Below are 24,065 nucleotides of genomic sequence, written 5' to 3' on the forward strand. Positions count from 1 at the left end.
CCTCCTACGAACCGCTCAGCGCGCGCGACCGGTAGTACCACCGGAGGATCATGCGCTCGGCGAACATGAACAGATAGTTGAGTACCGTGCCCAGCACGGCGAGGACGACGATGCCGGTCCACATCTTCTTGATGGCGAACGAGGCCTGCGCCTGCAGGATGAAGTAGCCGATCCCGGATTGGGCAGCCACCATCTCGCTGACCACCATGAGGATGATGCCGACGGTGAGGCTGGCCCGCATGCCGGCGGCGATCTGCGGCGAGGCGCCGGGCAGGACGACGGAGAAGTACTGCCGCCATCCGCCCACGCGCAGCGCACGTGCGGTGTCGAACTTCACCCCGTCGATACCGCGCATTCCGTCGAGCGTGTTCAGCAGTGTGGGCCAGATAGCACCCAGCGCTATGAGCGCGATCTGCCGCATGTCGCCGATGCCGAAGATCGCGATCATCGCGGGCAGCAGTGCCGGCGCCGGCAGCACGTAGAGGAAGTAGATGATGGGGTTCATCGCCGTCCGCACGAGGCGCAGTCGCCAGAGCACCGAACCTCCGACGAGTCCGATGAGAACGCCGGCGACGTATCCGATGAGCAGGTTCTGCACGCTGCTCACGGCGTTCGTCCAGGCTCCGAACACCACCCACTGGTTCCACGTCTCCGTAAGGATGTCCTGCAGAGGCGGAAAGAACGGGGACGTGCTACTGGCGGACAGCACCCACCATGCCACCACCAGCAGTACCGGCAGCCACAGTGGAGTGAACACCCGCCCGAGTCCTGTCAGGCGGATCGCGGGAGTCGAACGCACCCGGACGACGCTCGTGGTGAGCCGACTCATGCGCCTACCGCCCGATTCGATGCCCGAATGTTCCGCTGTGATTCGTGCCAATGCATGAGTCTGCGTTCCAGGAGGAAGAACGCTCCGGTCAGGGTGATCCCGAGCAGACCCGACACGAGAATGTAGGCATACATCGTCGGGTACGCGGAGGTACCCGAATTCTCGGCGAGGAGGATGTTTCTCCCGATGCCCTCGGCGCCGCCGACGATCTCGGCGACGACTGCGAGGATCAGCGCCTGGGCCGAGGCGATCCGCATCCCGGTCACCAGGTACGGCGATGCGCTCGGGATGCTGACGCTGAAGAATCTTCGGACGCCACGCACGCCGAGTGCCCGCGAGGTGTCCAGCACGACCGGGTCCATCGACTGCACGCCGTAGATCACCTGAATGACGAACGGCCAGAACGCGGCGAAGCAGATCAGGAACACCTTCATCGGCAGCGTCGAGCCGGCCACCAAGATCACCAGCGGCAGGATGGCGATGGCGGGGATCGCCTTGAAGATCTCGATGACCGGCGCTGCGCTGCGCAGCGCGAACCGGTTGAACGCAAGCGCGGTGCCCACGGCGATCCCCAGCACGGTCGTGATGACCATGCCGATCACCCAACCCAGGAGCGTCGCGCCCACGGCGCTCCACACCCGACCCGAAACGATCTCATGCCACAGCGCCGTCATCGACTCGGCCATCGTCGGGAACTGGACCGGGCTGACGATGCCGGCAGAAGTCACCCCCTGCCATAGAAGGAGCACGATGAGCACTGCCGCAGGCGGCAGAACCCACGCGGTCCACGCGTTCCTCGTGCTCACCGTGCTCCTCCCTCAGCTGAAATGGGATTACTTCTTCTGAAGCGCTCCCGGATAGACCAGCGTGCTCACGTCGAGCGCCTCTGTCGCCGCCGCTGTCGCCTTGTCATCGGAGAACTTCACCAGGAACCCCTGCGCCGTCTTGAACGAGTCGAGGTTCACATACGGGACGCCGCCGATGTTCCACTTCGCTTCCTTTGCCTGGTCTGCACTCAGACCCATTCCCGGGATGAGCGCCTGGCGCGCCGCATCCGGGTCGGCGGTCGCCGCTTCGATCGATTCGATCATGGCTTCCGAGAACGCCTTCACCGTGTTCGGATTCTTGTCGATGAAAGACTGCGACGTGTTGAAGAACGTCGTCGCCGTGTTGCCGAACATGACACCATTGTTGTAAGCGAGCACCTTTCCACCGGCACTCAGTGCATCTCCGGCGAAGGGCCACTGCATCACGGCCGCATCGACATCACCGTTCGCGAGTGCCGCGGCCATCTGACCGAACGGCAGCTGCACGAGCTTCATCGACTTCCGATCGATCCCGGCCTTCTCGGCCAGCGCCCACGCGGTCAGCGTGTTCATCGACGACAGACCGACCGTGGCCAGACGCTTGCCCGCCATTCCGGCATAGTCGGTGATGCCGGACTTCGCCGAGGCGATAGTCACGGTCCCTTCGTCGTCGGGCTTGATCTGCCCCTCGATCGTAGAGACCGTGCGGATCGGGATGCCATTGGCATTAGCCGTGAGCACGTGCACGACGGTTGCGAACCCGAAATCGTACTGACCGCTGGCAATGCCCGAGATGATCGCCGCGATATCGGTCTGCGGCACGACCTCCAGCTTCAGGCCGTGCTTCTCGAAGATCCCCGAGTCGATGCCGTAGTACATCGGCGCGAACTGCGATGAGGGATTGATCGCGATCTTCAGGTCGGTCTTCTCAGGACCCGCGTTTCCGGGATCCCCGGAGGCGGCCGGCCCAGGGGAGCCGGAGGAGCACGCGGCGAGCAGGAGTGCGGCGGATGCCGCGAGCGCGAGAGCGCCCAGTCGTCGTCTGCGGAGGAACTTCATTGTCTCTGCCTCGATTCTGTGTGGGTGGTGCGTGTGGCGGCGTTACAAGCCGAGCAGGCCCGTCACGTTGCCGTGGTAGATCGCTTCCCGGTCGTCATCCGTGAGGATTTCCATCTCCTCGAGGTTCGCGATCGTGGACCGGGTGTAGCCCGGCCCTTTCTCCGGATCGAACGGGGTGTCCGAACCGAAGAGTGTACGGTCGACGCCGAAGAACTTGATCGCCGTGCGCATCGCATCCCCGGCGCCGAAATAGGCAGTGTCGACGTAGAACTTCTTGAAGTACTCGATCGGCCGTTTCGTGAGCGGGTAGCCGGTGATGTCCTCACGCTGGTTCTCCGGGGTCCGAGCACCCAGCTGATCCCACCCCGGGCCCACGCGGCCCGCGAAGTGGGGGATCATCGCGCCGCCATGGTGCATCAAGATCTTGATATCCGGCAGCCGCTCGAAGATGCCGGCGAAGACCAGCCGCGACATGAACGCCGCAAGGTCGTACTCCCAGCCGAGCGTCCACCACATCTCGAACTTCGAGCGTTCCTCGGTCTTATAGTCAGGCCAGCTGGAGTCTCGGCACGGGTGCACCTGGATCATCTTGTCCCCCCGTTTGGCCACCGCTTCGTAGAACGGGAAGAAGCGCTCCTGGTCCATCGGACCGCCGTGGTGGTGGGTGTAGATCTGGACGCCGACCGCTCCGAGCTGGTCGAATGCACGCTCCGCCTCGGCGATGGCGGCCTCGACATCGTCGAGCGAGACCGCGGCGCAGAAGCCCGCGAACCGATCAGGGTGGTCAGCGACGAGCTCGGCCATGCCGTCGTTCGCGATCCGTGCCAGTTCGGTCGTACGCTCCACCGGACCCAGGTCCTCCAGGGGCGGGGCAGCCGTATTGATTATCTGCCGGTAGTCAGACCCGAACTCATCCATGAATCCGAACCGCACATCCATGTCGACAAGGGCGGGCACGCCGCTCACTCGCTTCTGGATATTGCGGGCGACCGGGCTATCATCGATCGCGAACAGGCGGTCGGCGTAGGCACGCGGAAGCAGATGGCAGAAGGCATCGATCTTCATCGCTCGGGTCCTTTCGGGGCCGCCTCTGCGCGACCCGACGTGCTGCCACCAAATCGCGGTCTCCACGCCACCACAATGAACTGCACCCACAGATTCCGGGGTGCGGAATATGCGGAGGGGGAAGTCTGTCCAGACAGAGTCAGTACGCCAGGTCGGCACGGATCTGCCGCGCGCACTCGCGCAGCTGAACGACGATTTCGCGCAGGTCCATAGCTTTCAGGCGCGGTGTCGGCGCCGACATCGCAACTGCCGCGATGGTACGTCCCACGTGGTCCTTCAGCGGCACCGCGACGGCACTCAGGCCCGCCTCGCTCTCGCCGTGGTTGACGGCGTAGCCGCGCATCATGACCAGCGACAGCTCGTCCATGAGCTTCGTGAAGGTCTTCGTGCGAGGCGTGAGCTTGCGCAATCCCTGAGGGTACATAGCCCGCAACGTCTCGCGCGGCACCTCGGCAAGCAGCACTTTGCCCCCCGAGACGGCATACGCCGGCAGCAGCGTTCCGGTCAATACATGCGTGCGCACCCGCTGGTCGCTCTCGTAGCCGGCGATGAAGCGCACTGACGTGTCTTCCAGGACGAGAAGGTTGACGGTCTCACCCATCCGCCCCGCAAGTGCACGTAAGTGCGGTTCGGCAGCCGTGCGCAGGGGAAATGAGCCCGTGCTCTGTACGCCCAGTTCAATCAGCGCCGGTCCCGCCCGGTAGGTTCGGGTCACGCGGTCCTGAGTGATGAATCGGCGCGCCTGAAGTGTGGTCAGCAACCGGTGGGCGGTGGACGCGGCAACGCCGAGTTGCCGCGCGACCACGGTGACGCGGAGTTCGGGCTGGCGGCGCAGCAACAGCAGCAGGCGCAAGGCAGTGTCGACGGACTCCACTCGGCCGCGAGCCGGATCAGCGCCCATGGTCACCTCGTTCGTGCCTCTCATGCGACGCCCAGAACCGCTCATCGGATATGGTGGGCCGGAGTCCGCGTCGTCGCTGACGCTGCCGCGGCTCACGCTCGAGTGAAAGGAGCCCGGTGCCGGAAACGCCTTTCCGCTACGATCCTAGCCACGCCGCGCTTGTTGTGATCGATGTGCAGAACGATTTCTGCCACGCCCAGGGCGCCGTCGCCCGGCTGGGAAGCGATGTCACCGCCGTAGAGCAGATGGTGCCGAGGCTGGTCGCCCTCATCGAGACCGCCCGCACGACATCCGTCCCCGTGATCTTCGTACGCACCACACACGACTCCACCGATGACTCGGTCGCATGGCTGAGTCGGAATGCCCAGGAGCCCGACGACGCACCAGAAGGCGTCATATGTCGCACGGGCTCATGGGGAGCCGAGTTCTACAGCATCGCCCCGCAGCCAGGTGAGATCGTTGTGACCAAGCACCGCTATTCGGCGTTCGCGGGCACGAGTCTCGACCTGACACTGCGCACGCTCGGTGTGCGCTCACTGATCTTCACCGGTGTGGCCACCGAGGTGTGCGTCGAGTCCAGCTTGCGCGACGGCTTGTCGGCGGACTACCTGGTCTCGCTGGTCGCGGACGGTGCTGCGACCTATGGCGCCGACGCGCAAGCGGCAACGGTCGGTGCGGTTTCTCGCAGCTTCGGCACCGTAACCTCCTGCTCCGAACTGACCGCCGTCTGGGCCGCCGCCGCCCCGGGGTAGGCTCGTCGGGTGCGTCTTGTCATCGCCCGCTGCTCCGTCGATTACCACGGGCGACTGAACGCCCATCTGCCGATGGCCACCCGTCTGCTCGTGCACAAGGGCGACGGAAGCCTGCTGGTGCATTCCGACGGCGGCTCGTACAAGCCGTTGAACTGGATGAGCCCGCCGTGCACGCTGACCGTCGAGCAGCCGGATGCGGGTGCCGCATCCGCGGGCGTGCTCGAGCAGTGGCGTGTCACACACCGCAAGAGCGGCGACGAACTGGTCGTGCAGATCTACGAGCTCCTCCACGACTCCTCGCACGAGCTCGGCGTCGACCCGGGGCTGCAGAAGGACGGCGTCGAGGCCGACCTGCAGCGGCTGCTGGCCGAGCAGGTGGAGGTGATCGGCGACGGGCTCACATTGGTGCGCCGCGAGTTCCCGACCGCGATCGGGCCGGTCGACCTGCTGCTGCGCGACCCCGCCGGCGGCACGATCGCGGTGGAGGTCAAGCGCCGCGGCGACATCGACGGCGTCGAGCAGCTGACCCGATACCTGCAGCTGCTGGACCGCGACCCGCACCTGACGCCGGTCACCGGCGTGTTCGCCGCGCAGGAGATCAAGCCGCAGGCGAAGGTGCTGGCCGCAGACCGCGGCATCCGCTGCGTGACGCTGGACTACGAGGGCATGAAGGGCGTCGAGTCCGGCGCCCCGCGCCTGTTCTGACCGGCGGCCGTCCGGCTATTCCGGTCGCTGGTCCGCGCGGCGCCGCGCACCCGTGGGGGCTGCGCGCCCGGTGTGCTGCGCCGCACTGCGGCCAGAACTCCTCCGATCCGACGCCCATGGTGCCGAATCGGGACGGATTCCACCCGATCGTGTCCAGATCGAAGGAGTTCCGACCGGGCTCGGCCCGAGCCGCACCCGGGAGCCCCCGCGAACGAGGCTCCCGCGCACCCCGCATAGCATGGAGCCATGCCGCACCGCTCGCCGTGGACCTGCATCCTGTGGGATGTCGATGGAACGATCGTGGATGCCTCGGAAGGCATTCTGCGTCGGCTGTCGACGGCGCTGGAGCACTTCGGCCACCCCGCCCCCACGCGTGACGAGCTCGCGCATTGGATCGGTCCGCCGATGTTCGAGTCGTTCCAGACGAACCTCGGCATGACGCCCGAGCAGGCCGCTGTCGGCGTCACGTACTACCGCGGGCTGTCGAAGAAGGACGGCTACACGACCGGCGCGAAGCTGTTCGACGGCGTCGCCGGCGTGATCGCCGAGCTGGACGATGCCGGTGTCGCGCAGGCGACCGCCAGCTCCAAGCCCGAGACGCAGGTCGTCGCGCTGATGGAGTGGTTCGACCTCGCCGGACACTTCACGGCGATGGCCGGATCGACCCCCGACGAGAAGACGCTCAGTCGCAAGGCCGACATCGTCGGCGAGGCGCTGCGGCGACTGGAGGCCGCCGGCGTCGACACCAGCCGGCCGGTGCTGGTCGGTGACCGGCACCACGATGTCGAAGGAGGTGCCGAGCAGGGTGTGCCGGTGATCTTCGTCCGGTGGGGCTTCAGCTGGCCCTACGAATCCGAGGGCGCCCAGGCAGCCGTCGACACCGTCGCGCAGCTGCGCGACCTGCTGCTGGTGCCCGGCGACCCGGAGACCGCCTGAGATGTCCGGCGACGTCCTCGCCCAGATCCTGCGCTGGCTCGTGCCGGCGCTGGTCGTCCTGGTCGTCACGATCGGCGTCGTGCTCGTCCTGGCCTGGGCCCTCCGCCGTTCTCGGCGCTCGCCCCGCGCCCGCGCGGCCGCGAACGCGGCGCGCACCGCCGCCGGCGTCGACCTGGTCAGTCTGGACGACGCGGTCGGCGAGCTCGACCTCGAGGTGGCCCTGTCCGGCGCGCTCTACGGCGGCAACGCCCCCGCCTCGCTGCGCCACGCGCGGATGGCCGCGCAGCACGTGCGCGACGACGCCTTCACCGACTTCCGCGCGATCACCGACGACACCGAACTCCTGCCGCGCGAGGTGCAGCGCCGCGCCGGCCTGATCAGGGCGCACGTCGCCGAAGCCCTCGCCCTGATCGCCCGCGCGCGAGTCGAGCACGAGCAGTGGATGCGCGAGAACACGTCCGCCGCCGCTCAGGTCGACGCCGCCCGCGGCCGGCTGGCCGCCCTGCGCGAGCAGATGGGCGACCCCGACGCCCTGATCCACCAGCTCGCCGATCGGTTCGACGCGTCGGAATGGCAGGATGCCGCGGCCGCGGCGGACAACGCGGCCGACGATGCCGCCCAGGCGCAGACTCTGCTCGATCGCGCAGCCGCCGACGCGAGCGACCCATCGCGCAGCGCCCTGTCGGACCTGGCACTGGCCGAGCGGCGGATCCGCTCGGCGCAGTCGGCGACGCAGCGCCTCGAGCAGACGCATCGGCTGATCACGCAGGCGGCGCAGGAGCTGCCCGATCAATTCGAGGCCGCTCGCGGTGCGATCCGCCAGGCGCTGTCGGTGCGCGAGACGCTGGAACCGGATGCCTCGGCGCGGCTGGGCGCGGCGATCGAGTCGGCGCAGGCGGGGCTGTCGCAGCTGGAGCCGCGCGCGGCGCGAACGCCGACCGCGACCGAGGATCAGATCGCGCGGCTGCGCGACCGACTCGATCTGGCGCTCGGCGATGCCCGCACGGCGCAACAACGTCTTCGCGGCGCGCGCACGGCGCTGCCCGGGGCGGTCGCGGCCGCACAGAACACGGTGGCGGCTGCCGAGGCATCCGTCATCGGTGCCGGCGCCGATGCGCGCGTACGCCTGTCCGCCGCGCACGACGAACTGGCGAAGGCGCGATCGCTGCCCGACCCGGTCGAGGCGCTGGATGCCGCGCGGCGCGCGCTGCGGCACGCCGAAGACGCACAGGCCCTAGCGAACTACGACCGGATGTCCGCGCACTGACGTGCCCGGATACTGAGACGTCCCGCCGCACCTGGTGCGACGGGACGCCGTCCGCTCAGTCTCAGACCGGGCGGATGTTCTCGGCCTGAAGGCCCTTGGGTCCCTGGGCGACGTCGAACTCGACGCGCTGGTTCTCCTCGAGCGAGCGGTAGCCGCTCGCGGCGATGGCGGTGTAGTGCGCGAAGACATCTGCGCCACCGTCATCGGGTGCGATGAAGCCGAAGCCCTTCTCGGAGTTGAACCACTTTACGGTGCCCTGCGTGCTCATGTGTTGCCGTTCTGTACATTCCGGCACACTGTGCGCCGGGTTCCCTCAACCGTAACGAACTAATGGCCCGCACATATGCCATATAGCAGAAGGTGACACAAATGTTGCACGACGACGCGCGCTCTGCGACGCTCACGCTGGGCGAGAGTCCCCGCCGAGCCGGGGCGTGCACGCATCATCCGGGCGGATCGCGCCGGGCGCGACACCTCCACGGTACTGATATATTGCGGCTGTGCATCGGTGCTGGTCGTTTTCCGGCCGCGGCATGCGGCCGTCCAGTCCCCTCCCGACACAGACATGGACCACTGATGATCTACGACGCTGTCCTCGCGCCCTTGGACCCGCGCGGCGCCGTGCTCGGCGATGAAGTGTATGCGGTCCTCGGCGAGGCGATCCTCGACGGACGGCTGCCGGCCGGAGCGCGCCTGCGGGATGTCGAACTGGCCGAGATGCTGGGGGTCTCGCGCACCCCGGTCCGCGAAGCGCTGCAGCGCCTGGCGCGCAGCGGGTTGGTCGAAGTGTCGGCCAACCGCTGGACGCGAGTGTCCACCCCGGACGAGTCGGTGTTCGCCGAGACGCACGAGTTCGTCATCCACCTCATGGGCAATGCGATGCGGATGGCGCTGGCCCGCTGCTCGGATCAGCGATTGCGCGAGCTGCTGGCGTTCACCGACGAGCTCATCGAGGCATCCACCGCCGATGACCACGCGCGGATCATGCGCGTGAGCGTCGGGTTCTTCATGGCCGTGACGGATGCCACCGACAACCGCGTGCTGCAGACCGTGCTTAAAGAAGCCGAGTTCGCGCTGCGCCGCAACATGCACGGCTGGCGTCCGCATGTGCGGGATCCGGGCGAGCGCACCGATATGTACCGGGTCTTCCGCCACGCGGTCGCCGCACGCGACGGCGACCGCGCCGAGCGGATCCTGCGGCTGCAGCACGGCTACGGCTGATGAGAGCGGGCGTTCCCGACAGCCGCGCGCACGGGTAGCGTGGGCGGCATGGGCCACATCGAGCTGCGGGCCGTGGACGACGACGACCTCGACGCCGTCTTCGAGATGACGTGCGAGCCCGCGGCCATCGCGCTGGTCGCCTTCATCGATCGGGATGCCGCAGACCGCGCCGCGTTCGACGAGTGGATCGTGCGCACCCGCGCGATGCCGGATGCCTCGCTGTACGTGGTCACCGACCGCGGCGGATTCGCCGGCATGATCACCGCCGTCACCGCCGGCGGCGACCGCGAGGTCACCTGTTGGCTGGCCCGGCACGCCTGGGGCCGTGGGGTGGCCACGCAGGCGCTGCGGCTGCTGGTCTCGCGCGAAGCCACGCGGCCGCTGGTCGCCCGGGTCGCCGCACACAACGCGGCGGCGATCGCGGCGCTTCAGCGCAACGGGTTCACCGAGGCCTCGCACGCGCTCGTGCCGGCGCAGGGGCTGGGCCGCGATGTGGAGCAGATCGTGTACACCCTGCTGCCGGCGCTGGAGTAGCGGGGTCAGTGCAGCAGCGCCTCCAAGGCGGAAGTCGAAGACATATGGCTTGGCGAACTGGTAGGCCAGCTCGAGCGTCTCTCGCGCCGCCGAGTTGAACGGCGCCCCGAAGCGCAGCGTGCCCGCCGACATGACCCGCGGCCGGGCGCCGGCGCCCGCTGCCAGCTCGACGTAGTCCCGGGGTCACGGCGCCGGAGATGGTGGCGGGCCGCCGCCCGACGGAGGTGACCGCCACGTCGCGCCGGAGCAGCGCCGCGATGGTCGCGGCGCCGACAGCGCCGTTGCCGCCGAGGACGACGTGTGCGGATGCGGCCATCGGTGTGCCTTCGGCTCGACGGGGAAGCGATCGTGCGTGGCGTCCTGGTGGGCGAACCCGATCGCCGCCAGACCATCCGGACCCGTTGCACGTGGGTGTGATCGTACGACGACTGATTCGGGGCCGACTTCTCACCCTGCGGCAGCAGCCCCTCGCGCTGGCAGTACTTCGCGGCCTGGAACGACGAAACCGGTCGAGATCTTCATCTCCGACCGGTTCGCGATCACATCCAGTGAAGACTCCGTCACAAATCGACCGGAGCCATCTGGGTGCGCGAGGGGGGACTTGAACCCCCACGCCCTTGCGGGCACTGGCACCTGAAGCCAGCGCGTCTACCTATTCCGCCACTCGCGCGTGAACCGGAGTGAAACCCCGATTCAACCTGTCGAGAATAGCACGAGAGCACCAGCGCGTCGCACCGCGGCATCCCCCCGACCGGGGCGCCGCCCCCCGGCCGGGGCGCCAGATTCCCGCGGGCTCACGGGCACCGAAGGCGCCTGCATCAGGGCAATCATGACGTCTTCAGCCGGGACAACTAGCATGTAGCCACCAGTCCGCCCTGCCTGAGGAGTCGCGTGGGACTACTTGACAGCTTCGAGAGAGGTCTCGAACGCGCCGTCAACGGCGCGTTCGCGAAGACCTTCCGCAGCGGCATCCAGCCCGTCGAGATCGCCTCGGCGCTGCGCAGCGAGCTCAACAAGAAGGCCGCCGTGGTCACCCGCGACCGCATCCTGGTGCCCAACACATTCACGGTGCAGCTGGCCCCGGCCGACGACGAGAAGATGGCCGCCATCGGCCCCGCGCTGATCGGCGAACTCACCGAGATCGTGCGCACGCACGCGGCATCCCAGCACTACTCCTTCGCCGGACCGGTCTCGGTCACCCTCCAGCGCGACGACCGGCTCTCCACCGGAACACTGCGGGTGCTCTCGCACACGGCCCAGGGCACGGTATCGTGGCGCGGCGTGGTCGACATCGACGGAACCCGCCATCCGCTGGCCAAGGGTCGCACTGTGATCGGACGCGGCAGCGACGCCGACATCACGATCGCCGACTCCGGCACCAGCCGCAAGCATGTCGAGATCCTCTGGGACGGCGAGCGCGCCGTGGTCCGCGACCTCGGCTCGACCAACGGCACCAAGCTCGACGGCATCGCGATCTCGCAGGCGCCGCTGCCGGCCGACTCGGTCATCGCGATCGGGCGCACCGAGATCGCCTTCCACGTCGTCCCGCGGGCCACGCCGCCGCTGCCGGAGACACCGGCGGCGGATGCCGTGACCCGGATGTTCGACACCGGGAGCGACGCGCGATGAGCCAGCTGACACTGCTGCTGCTGCAGATCGGGTTCCTGATCCTGATGTGGTTCTTCGTGTTCGCCGTGGTCTACTCGCTGCGCGCCGACCTGTTCGGCGTGAAGGTGCGCAAGATGCCTGCACCGGCGACCGCCGCTGCGGCACCGCCGGCCGGCCCGGCCGATGCCACCGTCCCGGTGCAGGCGCACAAGCCGCCGGCCGCCGAGGCCGGCGGCACCGCCACCACCGAGACCGTCTCGCGGATCGTGATCACCTCGGGCCCGAAGACCGGGCTCGAGCTGCCGCTGGGCACCGAGCCGCTGACGATCGGCCGCTCCAGCGAATCGGGCCTGGTGATCCGCGACGACTACACCTCCAGCCACCACGCGCGCCTGGTGCTGTGGGGCGAGGTCTGGATGATCCAGGACCTGGATTCCACCAACGGCACCTGGCACGGCGACCAGCGCATCTCGGCCCCCGTGCCGATCACGATCGGCGTCCCCATCAGGGTCGGGGCCACGACGTTCGAGCTGCGGAAGTAGGACCCGCCCGACATGGTCTTCCAGGGCTCGAGCGCTGCGCTCTCGCACACCGGCAAGGTGCGGTCGAACAACCAGGACTCCGGCTATTCCGGGGCCAACCTGTTCGTCGTGGCCGACGGCATGGGCGGGCACGCCGGCGGCGACGTCGCCTCGAGCCTGGCCCTGGCCCGGCTGCAGGGCCTGGATCACGGCTATGAGTCGACCGGCGCGGCCGAGCACGCGCTGCGGCATGCGATGACCGCCGCGGCGGGCGACCTGATCGACACCGTCAAGGCGCAGCCGGAGCTGGCCGGCATGGGCACCACGGTCTGCGCGATCATCATGGTCGACGAGTACGCCGTGATCGCGCACATCGGCGATTCGCGCATCTATCTGTATCGCGACGACGAGCTCACCCAGATCACCACCGACCACACGTTCGTGCAGCGACTGGTCGACTCGGGCCGGATCACCCCCGAAGAAGCGCGCTACCACCCGCGCCGCTCGGTGCTGATGCGCGTGCTCGGCGACATGTCGGCCGACCCCGAGGTCGACGCGTTCGTGATGCCGACGCGGCCCGGTGACCGCTGGCTGATCTGCTCGGACGGCCTGTGCGGTGTCGTCGACGACACGCACATGGCCAAGACGATGGCGCTCGGTCAAGCCCCCGGGCGCACCGCGGACATGCTGCTCAAGCAGGCGCTGGATGCCGGTGCCCCCGACAACGTGACGATAGTGATCGTGGATGTCGGCGGCCAGCATCCGCTGTTCTCCGGCACGCCGCAGATCGTCGGCGCCGCCGCGACCCCCAAGGGCATCGAGGTGCCGCCGATCCGGCCCGGCCGGGTCTCGTGGCTGCATCTGGGCCGGCAGGCCGCCAACGAGCCGAGCCACTTCGAGCCGGCCGCCGAATACCTCGAAGAGCTCATCGAAGAAGACCGGCGCCGCGCGCGCCGGCGGCGCGTGGGTTGGATCGTCGGTCTCCTCCTGGTGCTGGCGGCCATCGCGGCGGCGCTGTTCGGCGCCTACACGTGGACGCAGACCCGGTACTTCGTCGGCGCCGGCGACACGACCGTCGTCATCTACCGCGGCATCCAGCAGAACATCGGCCCGATCTCACTGTCCACACCGTACGAGAACACCGGGCTGCCGCTGAATCTGCTCAGCGACTTCGACCGGCAGACCGTCGAAGGCACCATCTCGGCCGACTCGTTCGACGCCGCCGAGCACATCGTCGACCAGCTGCGACTGAACATCGGAGGTGGCTGATGCGCACTCCGCCCAGCGGCATCAGCGCGACGCGGCCGGCTGCCGGAGCGGCACCGGCGGCGCCCGTGGCCGACACCGCCATGCTGCGCGCGCTGCGGCGCATCCGGGTGCCGCAGACCCAGCGCAACCGCGAGCTGGCGCTGCTGGTGTTCGCGTTCGTCGTCAACGGCAGCGCCGTCGTGCTGGTGCAGCTGGGCGCCGCCGGTGAAGTGGACCCGCGGTTCCTGATCTACCTGGGCGTGCTCACCGCGCTGGTGCTCGCGCTGCACATCGTGCTGCGCCTGGTGGCCCGCGACGCCGACCCGTTCATCGTGCCGATCGGAACGCTGCTGACCGGCATCGGCCTCGCCGAGATCTACCGCCTCGACGTGCACTGGCACCGGCACGGCTGGGCGGCGTACTCCACCCGCCAGCTCGCGTGGGCGGGCATCGCCCTGGTCGGGGCGGTGCTGCTGGTGATGCTGCTGCGCAATTACCGGGTGCTCTTCCGGTACACCTACATCTTCGGCCTGCTCGGCATCGTGCTGCTGCTGCTGCCGATCATCCCGGGTCTGGGCACGGAGGCCAACGCCGACGTCTGGGTCTCGCTCGGCTTCTTCTCGTTCCAGCCGGGCGAGCTGGCCAAGATCTGCCTGGCGATCTTCTTCGCCGGCTATCTGGTGCGCACCCGGGACTCGCTGACCTCGGTGGGCACCCGCTTCCTGGGCTTCACCTGGCCGCGCGCCCGCGAGCTGGGCCCGCTGCTGGTGGTGTGGCTGGTGTCACTGGGCATCATCGTGCTCCAGCACGACCTGGGCACCGGGCTGCTCATCTTCGGCATGTTCGTGGCGATGCTGTACGTGGCCACCGGCAAGACCAGCTGGGTGCTGATGGGCGTCGTGCTGGCCGCCGGCGGCGCCTGGGCCGCATCCCGACTGCTGCCCTACGTCGGCAGCCGATTCACGAACTGGCTCGATGCCTTCAACCCCGACCTGATGGGTGGCAGCAGCTATCAGCTCGTGCAGGGCATCTTCGGGATGGCCCAGGGCGGCCTGATCGGCACCGGGCTCGGGCAGGGCCGGCCGTGGCTGACCCCGGTCGCCGAGAGCGACTACATCTTCGCCAGCCTCGGCGAGGAGCTCGGACTGATCGGCCTGTTCGCGATCCTCTGCCTGTACATGGTCTTCACCAGCCGCGGCATCCGGATCGGCCTGAACGGTCAGGACGACTTCGGCAAGCTGCTCGCGGTGGGCGTGTCGTTCACGATCGCACTGCAGGTGTTCATCATGGTCGGCGGCGTGACGCGGGTCATTCCGCTGACCGGCCTGACCACGCCGTTCCTGGCCGCCGGCGGATCCTCGCTGGTGGCGAACTGGCTGATCGTGGCGATCCTGCTGCGGGTCTCCGACGCCGTCCGGTCCCGCCCGCGGGTGGTGATCGGATGACGAAGGAACTGCGGCGGCTGACCATCATCATGCTGTTGATGTTCCTGGCCCTGTTCGGCTCGACCAGCGTCATCCAGGTCGTGCAGGCCGATTCGCTCGCCCAGAACCAGAACAACAAACGGGCGATGTACGACTCGTTCGACGTGCAGCGCGGATCGATCATCGCCAGCGGGTCGGCGATCGCGTACTCCACGCCGTCGAAGGACGTCTACAGCTGGCAGCGCCAGTACGTCGATCCGCTGATGTGGGCGCCGGTCACCGGCTACTACAACCCCGTGCTGCAATCGCGCACCGGCATCGAGAAGGCCCTGAACCAGCAGCTGTCCGGCACCGGCAGCTCGCAGTTCCTCACCCGCGTCGAGCAGATCGTGACCGGCCAGCCGGCCCGCGGCTCGAACGTGATGCTCTCACTGGATGCGAAGGTGCAGAAGGCCGCCTATGAGGCGCTCGGCAAGCTGCGGGGCGCCGTGATCGCGATCCAGCCCAAGACCGGCCGCATCCTCGCGATGGTCTCCAGCCCCGGCTTCGACCCCAACATCCTGGCCGCGCACAATGCGAACGCCGTCAACGCCGCCTACGACAAGCTCAACGCCGATCCGACGCATCCGCTCTACAACCGTGCCATCGGCGGCGATCTGGATCCGCCGGGGTCGACGTTCAAGCTCGTCACCGTCTCGGCGGCCCTGGCCAGCGGGCAGTTCACGCCGCAGTCGAAGCTGCCCAACCCGGTCCGCTACACGCTGCCGGGCACGACGACCTCGATCTCCAACGACACCCGCACCACGTGCGGCCCGGGCAAGGACGTCACGATCGCCGATGCGCTGCGGCTCAGCTGCAACATCCCGATGGCCGAACTCGCAGTCAAGGTCGGCGGCGACGCGATCCGCGCCGAAGCCGAGAAATACGGCTTCAACACGTCATTCGATCTGCCGCTGCCCTCGACGCCCTCGTCCTACCCGCCGCCGACGGACTCCGCGCAGACCGCGCTGACCGGGTTCGGCCAGGGCAAGGTCACCGCCACAGCGCTGCAGATGGCGATGGTCTCGGCCGGCATCGCCAACGGCGGCGTCGTGATGAAGCCGCGGATGGTCGACGAAGTGGTCGGACCCGACCTGTCGGTGCAGGAGAAATTCGACAACGCCGAGTACGGCAGGGCACTGGATCCCGCGCTGAACGCCGAACTGGTGCGGATGATGGTCGCCAACGTCAGCGACGGAGTCGCCACCAATGCAAGAATTGACGGGGTCGCTGTGGCCGGCAAGACCGGAACCGCGCAGAACGGGGACAACAACCCGTTCTCACTGTGGTTCACCGGATTCGCCCCCGCAGAAGACCCTCAGGTAGCGGTGGCGGTCGTCGTGGAGAATGGCGGAGGCGTCGGGCAGTCGGGCAGCGGTAACTCAATCGCGGCGCCGATCGTGAAAAAGGTCATGGAGGCGGTGCTGGGTAAATGAGACCGACGCAAGGGGTGACCTTCGGCGGCCGCTACGAGCTCGACTCGCGGATCGCGATCGGCGGCATGGGCGAGGTGTGGGAAGCCACCGATCACGTGATTGGCCGCACCGTGGCCATCAAGATCCTCAAAGACGAATACATGGGCGACCCCGGCTTCCTGGAGCGCTTCCGCGCCGAGGCGCGGCACGCGGCCCTGGTCAACCACGAAGGCATCGCCAGCGTGTTCGACTACGGCGAGGAGAACGGCTCCGCGTTCCTGGTGATGGAGCTGGTGCCCGGCGAGGCGCTGTCGACCGTGCTGGAGCGCGAGGGTTCGCTGTCGGTCGACAAGACCCTCGACGTCGTCGCGCAGACGGCGGCCGCCCTGCAGGCCGCGCACGCCGCGGGCCTGGTGCACCGCGACATCAAGCCCGGCAACCTGCTGATCACCCCCGACGGACGCGTGAAGATCACCGACTTCGGCATCGCGCGCATCGCCGATCAGGTGCCGCTGACGGCCACCGGCCAGGTCATGGGCACGGTGCAGTATCTCTCACCCGAGCAGGCATCCGGTCATCCCGCATCCCCGTCCACCGACATCTACTCGCTGGGCATAGTCGCGTACGAGTGCCTGGCCGGCAAGCGCCCGTTCACCGGCGAATCGCAGGTGGCGATCGCGATGGCGCAGATCAACGAGCAGCCGCCGCCGCTGCCGGCGACGATCGCACAGCCGGTGCAGAACTTCGTCCTCGCGATGATCGCCAAGAAGCCCGAAGACCGGCCGGCATCCACGGCCATCGTCGCCCGGGCGGCCACCGCGCTGCGGCGCGGTGACGTCGCCGCCGCGATCACCGCGGTGCCGGCGATCGCCACCGGTGTGGACGCCGCCACGCAGCTGCTGGCGACCACCGGCGGCGGCACGGCGGCCACGACCCGGCTGCTGCCGTCCACCGCCCCGCTGGTGCCGGTCGAGGCCGAGCCGAGGCGCAAGGGCCGCAGCCCGTGGACCTGGCCGCTGCTGGCGCTGATCGCACTGCTGATCATCGTCCTGGCCGGCACTCTGTGGGCGCTGTTCGGCCAGCCCGCGCCGGCGCCGGCCACTTCGTCGGCGGCCGGCACCACCGTGCAGACTCCGTCGGATACCGCCACCGCCGAACCGGTGAACGTCGATGGGCTGAACCTGGTCGGAATGACGTGCGACGCCGCCGAGCAGACGCTGCGCGACAACGAACTCACCCCACAGCGCACCGACGGCGGCGCCGCGCCCGCGAAGGACAAGGTCGGCACCGTCGCCTCGTACCGGCCCGGGGGCAACAACCCCGTCGGCACCACGATCACGCTGTCGTGCTACGCGGCGCAGACCGACATCCCCGCTCCGACCAACCCGCCCCAGATAAACGGTGACGGCGAATCGGGCCAGGTCATGGCCGGCGGCACCGCCACCGTCTCGTGGGATGCCTTCACCTGCCCGCCCGGCACCGGCAACCTCGACGGCTACGTCGTGACGGTGACCAATGCGACCTTCGCCGACGGCGGAGGCAGCACGCTGACCGCCGCTGCGGGCACTCTGTCGGCCCACGTGAACGTCGCCAATGCGACCGGCGACGTGACCGCCTCGTACGTCGCCGTCTGCAAGAGCAACACCGACAGCCGCCAGTCGGCGCCGTCCGGCACGACGTCCACGCCGATCACCACGGCGCCCACCGACGCACCGTCCGCCCCGCCCTCCGACAGTCCCGCGCCGACGCCGTCCACCGCGCCCTGAGCCGGGTCGCCCGGTGCCGTCGGTTAGGCTGGCATCTGTTCCACCACAGGGAGTGAAGTGTCAGTCGAGTCGCGCGTGCTTTCCGGTCGCTATCGCGTCGACGAGCCCATCGGCCGCGGCGGCATGGCGTCGGTGTACCGTGGCTACGACCTGACCCTGGGCCGCCCGGTCGCGATCAAGATCCTCGACGGCGAGCTGGCCGACGACAGCGGATTCCGCACCCGATTCCGGCTCGAGGCACAGTCCGCATCGCGCATGTCCAGCACCGCCGTGGTGCGCGTGTACGACGCCGGCGAAGACATCGAGACCGACGCGGACGGCACCGAACACCCCATCCCGTTCATCGTGATGGAACTCGTGCACGGCCGGCTCCTGAAAGACGTCATCGCCGCCGGGCCCGTGCCGCTGGCCGACAGCATCCGCTATGTCGACGGCATCCTCGAAGCACTCGAGTACTCGCATCGCGCCGGCGTCGTCCATCGCGACATCAAGCCCGGCAATGTGATGATCACGGATGCCGGTCAGGTCAAGGTGATGGACTTCGGCATCGCCCGCGCCGTGTCGGACTCCTCGTCCACGGTCGCCGAAACGACGACGATCCTCGGCACCGCGGCGTATTTCTCGCCCGAGCAGGCCAAGGGCGATGTGGTCGACGCCCGCGCCGACCTGTACTCCACCGGAGTCGTGCTCTATGAGCTGCTCACCGGCCGGCAGCCGTTCCGCGGAGACTCGCCGGTCGCGGTGGCCTACCAGCACGTCAGTGCTGCGCCGCTGGCGCCGTCCGAGGTGGTCGAGACCGTGCCGCGCGCGCTGGACGCCGTCGTGCTGCGGGCATTGGCCAAGGACCCGTTCGCGCGCTATCCGGATGCCGCCGCCTTCCGTGAAGCACTCGATGCCGCCGGAGCCGGCAAGGCGCCGAGCCGGCGACAGGTCGACACGCTCGCGAACACGCTCTACGGACCCGACCCGCGGCAGGCCGCCGAGACCGCCCGGTCGCTGCGCCAGCTCAGCAGCGACCCGACCATGAAGCGCACCCAGGCGGGGCCGCCGGCGGCCTGGATCTGGGCGGGCGTGGCGGTGCTGGCGGTACTGCTGATCTCGGTGCTGATCTGGGTGCTGACGATCAAACCGTGCCAGCTGGTGCCCTCCGGATCGCGGATCGTCCCCGTCGTCGTCGGGCTGACCTATGACGCGGCGACCACGGCGCTCGCCGACAACGACCTGAGCGCCACCCGCCAGGATGAGGCCAGCGCCACGGTGCCGGCCGGCGACGTCATCCGCTCCGAACCGAAGGCGGGTGTGTCGATGGAGCGCGACTCCGAGGTGATGCTGGTGGTCTCGAAGGGCCCGCAGTCGGTGACGGTGCCCCCTCTGGTCGGGATGACGCGCGCGCAGGCCGAGCAGGCGCTGCAGACGGCCGGACTCAGTCTGGGGCAGGTGCGCCGCGACGACGAGCCCGACACCGAGGCCGACATCGTGATCAGCAGCGACCCCGAACAGAAGGTCGACGTCGCGCAGGGCAGCGCCGTCGACCTGGTGGTGGCCACCGGCACGGTCGCGGTGCCCGACGTCACCGGGAACTTCACGCTCGACGACGCCAAGAAGGCGCTGCTGGATCTGAAGCTGACCGTCGACGTCACCGATGATGCGAGCTGCCCGGCCACCGACCCGCGCTCGGTGAAGTCGCAGTCCGCCGGCCCTGGCGAGGTGCCCATCCACACCCACGTCGTGCTGGTGTCGTGCTCGGGACCTGCTGCCGGCGACAAGAAAAGTGGCGGCACGGGCGGCGGCTAGCGGCGCACCGTCAGGTGCGCGCCGCGCTCGGCGGCACCGGGCATGCCCGCGTGGGTCAGCCAGTTGCCCAGCAGCCGATGCCCGCCGCGGGTGAGCACGCTCTCGGGGTGGAACTGCACGCCCCAGATCGGCGCGCGCGGGTGAGCCAGCGCCATCACCACACCGCGGTCGGTGCGTGCGGTCACCTCGAGCGCACCGGGCATCCGGGTCACCGCCAGCGAGTGGTAACGGCCGGCGGGGAAGGGCGCGGGCATGCCGTCGAACAGCCCGGTGCCGTCGTGGTGGATGTCGGAGACCATGCCGTGCATGAGCTCGGGCGCCTGCCCCACTGTGCCGCCGAACGCCTCGGCGATCGCCTGGTGGCCGAGGCAGACGCCCAGCAGCGGCATCCGCCGCTCGAACGCGGCACGCACCACCGGGATGGACGCGCCGGCCTGCGCGGGGGTGCCCGGACCGGGAGAGATCAACACGCCGGCGTAGCCGCCCAGCGCCGCGGCGGCCGCGTCCGGATCGATCGCATCGGCCTCGACCAGATGCACGGACGCGCCCAATTCGCCCAGGTAGTCCACCAGGATGTGCACGAAGCTGTCGTGGTTGTCCACGACGAGGATCTCGCTCACTGGACGATCACCTCCTGGGGGTCGATCAGCGCGCTGACCCACGGATACACGAAGAAGAACAGGCCGTACAGCACCGCCGCCAACAGCACGAGCAGCATCAGCACCCGCACCCACCAGGGACCGGGCAGGATGCGCCACAGTGCGGCGTACATCAGCTCACCGCCGCAAGGGAGACCGGCGGCGGGTCGCCGCGCGGCGTGAACGACTCGAACACGCTATAGGCGATGATGCGCTCGGACTTGAAGTACATGGGGCTGCAGCTGGTCATGGTCAGGTAGCGCCCGGTGGCGGCGACATCGGTGCGCTGCGGCGTCGGCAGCAGCACGTCGACGGCGTCCGGCCGGACGTATTCGAGATTGCGGAAGCGGTAGGTGTACCAGCCGGCCTTGGTCTCGATGACGATCGCGTCGCCGATGCGCAGATCGGCGATCCGGTTGAACGGCTTGCCGAAGGTCGTCCGGTGCCCGGCGAGGGCGACGTTGCCCAGCGCCCCGGGCATCGGGGTGCCGGGATAGTGGCCGATGCCGATCGGGTCGAGGGTGCGCGGCCGGGTCACGCCGCCGGCCACCGGCACGCTGTAGTCGGCGCCGAACCGGGGCACGTGCATGACACCGAAGATCTGGGCGTCCTTCGGCTGCGGCAGCACCACCGGTGCGACCGGCGCCGCGCTCGCGGTCGCGGTCGGGCCGGGTGTGGCGGCCGCCGGCGCGGGCGGCGGCGCCTCGGCCCACTGCCGGCTGATGCTGGATCCGGCGGCGTTCTTCTGCGCCGCCCCGATCCAGTCGCCGATCCAGAGCTGCCAGGCCACGAACAGCAGGGTGAGCGCGCCGAGGGTGAGCAGCACCTCGGCGACCACGCCGATGACCGCGACGCCGCCGTCCGTGCGCCCGCGCGCAGCCGCCGGCAGGGTCGGCCGCGGCCGCGGGGCGTCGGGCGGGTCGGTCACATCGGAAGTCTAAGCCAGCGCCGGTGACCGCCCGCCGCCGGTCGGCGACCCCGCCCGGTGACGCGAGGCAGAACCCGGCAGTTCTGCTCTGGCGCGTCCGCCCGGTAGAATGGCGGCATGGCACGATCTGGCAAGGACGACGAGCCCCTCGTCGAGCGCAGCGCGACCGACGCCGCGCCCAACGCGGTGTGGTTCAAGCCGATGATGGTCGGCCTGATGCTGCTGGGGCTGGCCTGGGTGCTGGTGTTCTATCTGAGCGGCAGTCAGTTCCCCGTCCCGGGCATCGGCGCCTGGAACCTGGTGATCGGATTCGGCATCGCGTTCGCCGGGTTCTTGATGACCACCCGCTGGCGCTGACCGAACTACACGGCTGTAGTTTGTCCCCAGCTGGGGACAACCCTGTGGATAACTCTCGTTCGCGCTAGACGTACAGCGTCGCGGGAATGATCAGCAGACCGAGCAGCACCACAGTCACGGCCACCAGCAGCCAGACCTGCAGGCGGCGCCGGCGGATGGCGCGCGTGCGGGTATAGATGAAGCCGACCACACAGCCGGCGACCAGTCCCCCCAGGTGCGCCTGCCACGAGATCTGCACCGCGGCCATCGAGCCGGACAGGATGCCGATCACGAACGGGTAGGCGAAGTTGATGCCGATGATCACCGCGATGCCGGTCACGTTCGCACCGATGTGGCGGCCGATGATCAGCAGCGCCCCGAACAGCCCGAAGATGGCCCCGGACGCGCCCACGACCGGGACGGTCGGTGCGAGCAGCACAGCACCCATCGAGCCGCCGATCCCCGCGATCAGGTAGAGGACCACGAACCGGGATCGGCCCAGCAGCGGTTCGAGGATGCGGCCGATCATCCACAGCGCCAGCATGTTCAGGCCGATGTGCAGCCAGCCCGAGTGCACGAACAGCACCGTGAGCAGTCGCCACGGCTCGAAGTGACCGAGCGACGGGATGAGATATCCGCCCCACAGCAGCAGCCACTGTTCGACCGGCGAGTTCGGCACCAGCTGGGTGAGGTAGACGAAGACCGTGACCGCGATGATGGCGTACGTCGCGAGCGGACGGTGGTCCACCGGGGCGATGGTCGCGGCCCGGGCCGAACCGCCCCGCCAGCGCCGCTGCGCCCGGCGCTGGCCCGGCGTCGCCGCCTGCTGCTGGTCGCGCAGGCACTGCGGGCAGATGACGCCCACCGGCGCTTGGGTCTGGCACTCCGGGCAGATCGTGCGCAGGCAGCGCTGGCACAGCACGAAGCTCTGCCGATCGGGATGCCGATAGCAGAAGTTGTCGCGATTGGCAGCGAAGTCGGGGGACGTCATCCGGTCGGCGGGCCGGCTCAGACCGCGGCGATGTCGATCGAGGAGATCACGACCGGCTCGGCCGGGCGATCCTGCGCGCCGGTGGGCACTGCGTCGATCGCGTCCACGACGGCGCGGGACGCATCATCGGCGACCTCGCCGAAGATCGTGTGCTTGCCCTGCAGCCACGGCGTGGCCGCGGTGGTGATGAAGAACTGCGAGCCGTTGGTGCCCTCGGCCGCTCCGGTGATCGCGTTGCGGCGCAGGCCGGCGTTGGCCATGGCCAGCACGTAGGGCGCCGCGAAGGTCAGCTCGGGGTGGATCTCGTCGTTGAATGCGTAGCCGGGGCCGCCGGTGCCGACGCCGAGCGGGTCGCCGCCCTGGATCATGAAGCCCGAGATGACGCGGTGGAAGACGATGTCCTGGTACAGCGCGCCCTCGCCCGGCTGGCCGGTGCGCGGGTCGGTCCAGCTGCCGGTGCCGTCGGCCAGGCCGACGAAGTTGGCCACCGTGCGCGGCGCGTGGTCACCGAAGAGATTGATGACGATGTCGCCGTGATTGGTGTGGACGGTGGCGACAGATGTGGGTTGAGGCATGGCCCCATTCTTCCAGAGATACCTTTCTAAGTTCTGTACATCCCCACCGTCGGGTGCGTGCGTCTGGCAAGATGAAAGGGCACACGACCCATCGACAGGGAGGGCATCCCGTGAGCCTCAGCCGTAAGCGCAAGAAGGAACTCCGCAAGCTGCAGGACCAGGCCGGCAAGCTCTGGGAGGCGCAGCAGGTCCTGGTAGGTGAAGCCGCCGCCGTCGCCCGATCGGCCGGCGAGCAGCTCGGGCACTACAACCGCGAGCACCTCACGCCGACGGTGCAGGAGAACTACGCCAAGTACGCCGCGCCCTATGTCGACAAGGGTGTGCAGACCGCGCAGCACGTGTTCAACAACCGGCTGGTGCCGGCCGCCGGGGCCGTCGTCGGCTCGGCGATGTCGGTGTGGGATGCCGCAAGCGACACGCGCGCCAAGCTCGCCTCGGGCCGAGGCCTGTCGCTTCCCGACATCCAGACCCTCGCCAAGAACGCGAAGAAGAACAGCAAGCAGGCGTCGAAGACGTTCGCCAAGCAGATGGCTTCGGTGCGGCCGGCGCCCGCGTCCAAGGGGATCGGCGCCGGCGGCGTCATCGCGCTGCTGCTGGGCGTGGCGGCGGCCATCGGCGTGGCCTATGCCGCATGGCAGACGCTGCGCGCCGACGACGAGCTGTGGGTGGCCGACGACCCGCTGCGCAGCCCGGACGCGTGAGCGCGG

Annotated in this window: 26 protein-coding genes and 1 tRNA gene; 15 read left to right on the forward strand and 12 right to left on the reverse strand. The window is 68.9% G+C overall.

What is annotated here, in order from left to right:
• Nucleotides 1-4 precede the first annotated feature (4 nt).
• The 5 genes from ABD705_RS00965 to ABD705_RS00985 form a co-directional block, all read right to left on the reverse strand.
• Nucleotides 5-829, reverse strand: coding sequence for an ABC transporter permease (locus tag ABD705_RS00965; RefSeq protein ID WP_344779600.1), 825 nt, complete (start codon nucleotides 827-829; stop codon nucleotides 5-7).
• Nucleotides 826-1,635: an ABC transporter permease gene (locus ABD705_RS00970; RefSeq protein WP_344779602.1), complete on the reverse strand. Its 810-nt coding sequence runs from the start codon at nucleotides 1,633-1,635 to the stop codon at nucleotides 826-828. Before ABD705_RS00970 ends, ABD705_RS00965 begins: the two co-directional genes overlap by 4 nt.
• A gap of 27 nt (nucleotides 1,636-1,662) precedes the next feature.
• Entirely contained in the window at nucleotides 1,663-2,694 is a 1,032-nt protein-coding gene (locus ABD705_RS00975; protein WP_344779604.1) for an ABC transporter substrate-binding protein, read from the reverse strand.
• Nucleotides 2,695-2,736: 42 nt separating this feature from the next.
• On the reverse strand, nucleotides 2,737-3,759 hold the full coding sequence (locus ABD705_RS00980; RefSeq protein WP_344779606.1) for an amidohydrolase family protein: 1,023 nt from the start codon (nucleotides 3,757-3,759) through the stop codon (nucleotides 2,737-2,739).
• A 139-nt stretch (nucleotides 3,760-3,898) separates the two neighbouring features.
• The gene (locus ABD705_RS00985) at nucleotides 3,899-4,660 is read right to left on the reverse strand and encodes an IclR family transcriptional regulator (protein ID WP_344779608.1); all 762 of its coding nucleotides are present in this window, start codon (nucleotides 4,658-4,660) and stop codon (nucleotides 3,899-3,901) included.
• Between the two features lie 116 nt (nucleotides 4,661-4,776).
• Between ABD705_RS00985 and ABD705_RS00990 the strand changes: the two genes are divergently transcribed.
• The 4 genes from ABD705_RS00990 (at nucleotide 4,777) to ABD705_RS01005 (ending at nucleotide 8,320) form a co-directional block, all read left to right on the forward strand.
• Nucleotides 4,777-5,412, forward strand: a complete 636-nt coding sequence (locus ABD705_RS00990; protein WP_344779610.1) for a cysteine hydrolase family protein — start codon at nucleotides 4,777-4,779, stop codon at nucleotides 5,410-5,412.
• 9 nt (nucleotides 5,413-5,421) lie between these two features.
• On the forward strand, nucleotides 5,422-6,117 hold the full coding sequence (gene nucS / locus ABD705_RS00995) for an endonuclease NucS (protein WP_344779612.1): 696 nt from the start codon (nucleotides 5,422-5,424) through the stop codon (nucleotides 6,115-6,117).
• Between the two features lie 246 nt (nucleotides 6,118-6,363).
• Nucleotides 6,364-7,053 (forward strand): HAD hydrolase-like protein, encoded by a 690-nt coding sequence (locus tag ABD705_RS01000; protein WP_344779614.1) that lies wholly within the window; start codon nucleotides 6,364-6,366, stop codon nucleotides 7,051-7,053.
• A 1-nt stretch (nucleotide 7,054) separates the two neighbouring features.
• A complete protein-coding gene (locus ABD705_RS01005) occupies nucleotides 7,055-8,320 on the forward strand; it encodes a hypothetical protein (RefSeq protein WP_344779616.1) in 1,266 nt (421 codons plus the stop codon).
• A gap of 61 nt (nucleotides 8,321-8,381) precedes the next feature.
• Here ABD705_RS01005 and ABD705_RS01010 read toward each other — a convergent pair whose 3' ends face one another.
• Entirely contained in the window at nucleotides 8,382-8,588 is a 207-nt protein-coding gene (locus ABD705_RS01010; RefSeq protein ID WP_344779618.1) for a cold-shock protein, read from the reverse strand.
• 308 nt (nucleotides 8,589-8,896) lie between these two features.
• Here ABD705_RS01010 and ABD705_RS01015 point away from each other — a divergent pair, with 308 nt between their 5' ends.
• Together ABD705_RS01015 and ABD705_RS01020 are read left to right on the forward strand one after the other, a co-directional pair.
• Nucleotides 8,897-9,541, forward strand: a complete 645-nt coding sequence (locus ABD705_RS01015; RefSeq protein ID WP_344779620.1) for a GntR family transcriptional regulator — start codon at nucleotides 8,897-8,899, stop codon at nucleotides 9,539-9,541.
• 48 nt (nucleotides 9,542-9,589) lie between these two features.
• Nucleotides 9,590-10,075: a GNAT family N-acetyltransferase gene (locus tag ABD705_RS01020; protein WP_344779622.1), complete on the forward strand. Its 486-nt coding sequence runs from the start codon at nucleotides 9,590-9,592 to the stop codon at nucleotides 10,073-10,075.
• Nucleotides 10,076-10,661: 586 nt separating this feature from the next.
• Here ABD705_RS01020 and ABD705_RS01025 read toward each other — a convergent pair.
• Nucleotides 10,662-10,745, reverse strand: a tRNA-Leu gene (locus ABD705_RS01025).
• A gap of 221 nt (nucleotides 10,746-10,966) precedes the next feature.
• On the opposite strand from ABD705_RS01025, the gene ABD705_RS01030 reads away from it, so the two are divergent.
• The 7 genes from ABD705_RS01030 to pknB all read left to right on the forward strand — a co-directional run bounded on the left by ABD705_RS01030 (nucleotide 10,967) and on the right by pknB (nucleotide 19,890).
• Complete coding sequence (locus ABD705_RS01030; RefSeq protein ID WP_344779624.1) at nucleotides 10,967-11,704, forward strand: FHA domain-containing protein; 738 nt, start codon at nucleotides 10,967-10,969, stop codon at nucleotides 11,702-11,704.
• Nucleotides 11,701-12,225 carry an FHA domain-containing protein FhaB/FipA gene (locus ABD705_RS01035; protein ID WP_344779626.1) on the forward strand — a complete coding sequence of 175 codons (525 nt, stop codon included), beginning with the start codon at nucleotides 11,701-11,703 and terminating at the stop codon, nucleotides 12,223-12,225. The genes ABD705_RS01030 and ABD705_RS01035 overlap by 4 nt, the downstream gene beginning before the upstream one ends.
• 12 nt (nucleotides 12,226-12,237) lie before the next feature.
• On the forward strand, nucleotides 12,238-13,473 hold the full coding sequence (locus ABD705_RS01040; RefSeq protein WP_344779628.1) for a PP2C family protein-serine/threonine phosphatase: 1,236 nt from the start codon (nucleotides 12,238-12,240) through the stop codon (nucleotides 13,471-13,473).
• 80 nt (nucleotides 13,474-13,553) lie between these two features.
• Nucleotides 13,554-14,897, forward strand: coding sequence for an FtsW/RodA/SpoVE family cell cycle protein (locus tag ABD705_RS01045; protein ID WP_344780406.1), 1,344 nt, complete (start codon nucleotides 13,554-13,556; stop codon nucleotides 14,895-14,897).
• On the forward strand, nucleotides 14,894-16,351 hold the full coding sequence (locus ABD705_RS01050; RefSeq protein ID WP_344779630.1) for a peptidoglycan D,D-transpeptidase FtsI family protein: 1,458 nt from the start codon (nucleotides 14,894-14,896) through the stop codon (nucleotides 16,349-16,351). Before ABD705_RS01045 ends, ABD705_RS01050 begins: the two co-directional genes overlap by 4 nt.
• A complete protein-coding gene (locus tag ABD705_RS01055; protein WP_344779632.1) occupies nucleotides 16,348-18,096 on the forward strand; it encodes a serine/threonine-protein kinase in 1,749 nt (582 codons plus the stop codon). Before ABD705_RS01050 ends, ABD705_RS01055 begins: the two co-directional genes overlap by 4 nt.
• A gap of 57 nt (nucleotides 18,097-18,153) precedes the next feature.
• A complete protein-coding gene (gene pknB, locus ABD705_RS01060) occupies nucleotides 18,154-19,890 on the forward strand; it encodes a Stk1 family PASTA domain-containing Ser/Thr kinase (RefSeq protein ID WP_344779634.1) in 1,737 nt (578 codons plus the stop codon).
• Here the strand turns inward: pknB and ABD705_RS01065 are convergent.
• From ABD705_RS01065 to ABD705_RS01075, 3 genes are read right to left on the reverse strand one after another with little or no spacing between them, the layout of a single operon-like run.
• A complete protein-coding gene (locus tag ABD705_RS01065; RefSeq protein WP_344779636.1) occupies nucleotides 19,887-20,510 on the reverse strand; it encodes an anthranilate synthase component II in 624 nt (207 codons plus the stop codon). The two genes, pknB and ABD705_RS01065, sit on opposite strands and share 4 nt — an antisense overlap.
• Nucleotides 20,507-20,662 (reverse strand): hypothetical protein, encoded by a 156-nt coding sequence (locus tag ABD705_RS01070; protein ID WP_344779638.1) that lies wholly within the window; start codon nucleotides 20,660-20,662, stop codon nucleotides 20,507-20,509. The genes ABD705_RS01065 and ABD705_RS01070 overlap by 4 nt, the downstream gene beginning before the upstream one ends.
• Entirely contained in the window at nucleotides 20,662-21,456 is a 795-nt protein-coding gene (locus ABD705_RS01075) for a class E sortase (RefSeq protein ID WP_344779640.1), read from the reverse strand. Before ABD705_RS01075 ends, ABD705_RS01070 begins: the two co-directional genes overlap by 1 nt.
• 117 nt (nucleotides 21,457-21,573) lie before the next feature.
• On the opposite strand from ABD705_RS01075, the gene ABD705_RS01080 reads away from it, so the two are divergent.
• Nucleotides 21,574-21,813 (forward strand): cell division protein CrgA, encoded by a 240-nt coding sequence (locus ABD705_RS01080; protein ID WP_344779642.1) that lies wholly within the window; start codon nucleotides 21,574-21,576, stop codon nucleotides 21,811-21,813.
• 64 nt (nucleotides 21,814-21,877) lie between these two features.
• On the opposite strand, the gene ABD705_RS01085 is transcribed toward ABD705_RS01080, so the two are convergent.
• Nucleotides 21,878-22,783, reverse strand: a complete 906-nt coding sequence (locus tag ABD705_RS01085; RefSeq protein WP_344779644.1) for a rhomboid family intramembrane serine protease — start codon at nucleotides 22,781-22,783, stop codon at nucleotides 21,878-21,880.
• A gap of 17 nt (nucleotides 22,784-22,800) precedes the next feature.
• Entirely contained in the window at nucleotides 22,801-23,358 is a 558-nt protein-coding gene (locus ABD705_RS01090; RefSeq protein WP_344779646.1) for a peptidylprolyl isomerase, read from the reverse strand.
• Nucleotides 23,359-23,468: 110 nt separating this feature from the next.
• Between ABD705_RS01090 and ABD705_RS01095 the strand changes: the two genes are divergently transcribed.
• Nucleotides 23,469-24,059: a DNA helicase gene (locus ABD705_RS01095; protein ID WP_344779648.1), complete on the forward strand. Its 591-nt coding sequence runs from the start codon at nucleotides 23,469-23,471 to the stop codon at nucleotides 24,057-24,059.
• Nucleotides 24,060-24,065: the final 6 nt, after the last annotated feature.

Origin of the sequence: Microbacterium kribbense (assembly GCF_039537285.1) — a bacterium.
GTDB classification, from domain to species: Bacteria; Actinomycetota; Actinomycetes; order Actinomycetales; family Microbacteriaceae; genus Microbacterium; species Microbacterium kribbense.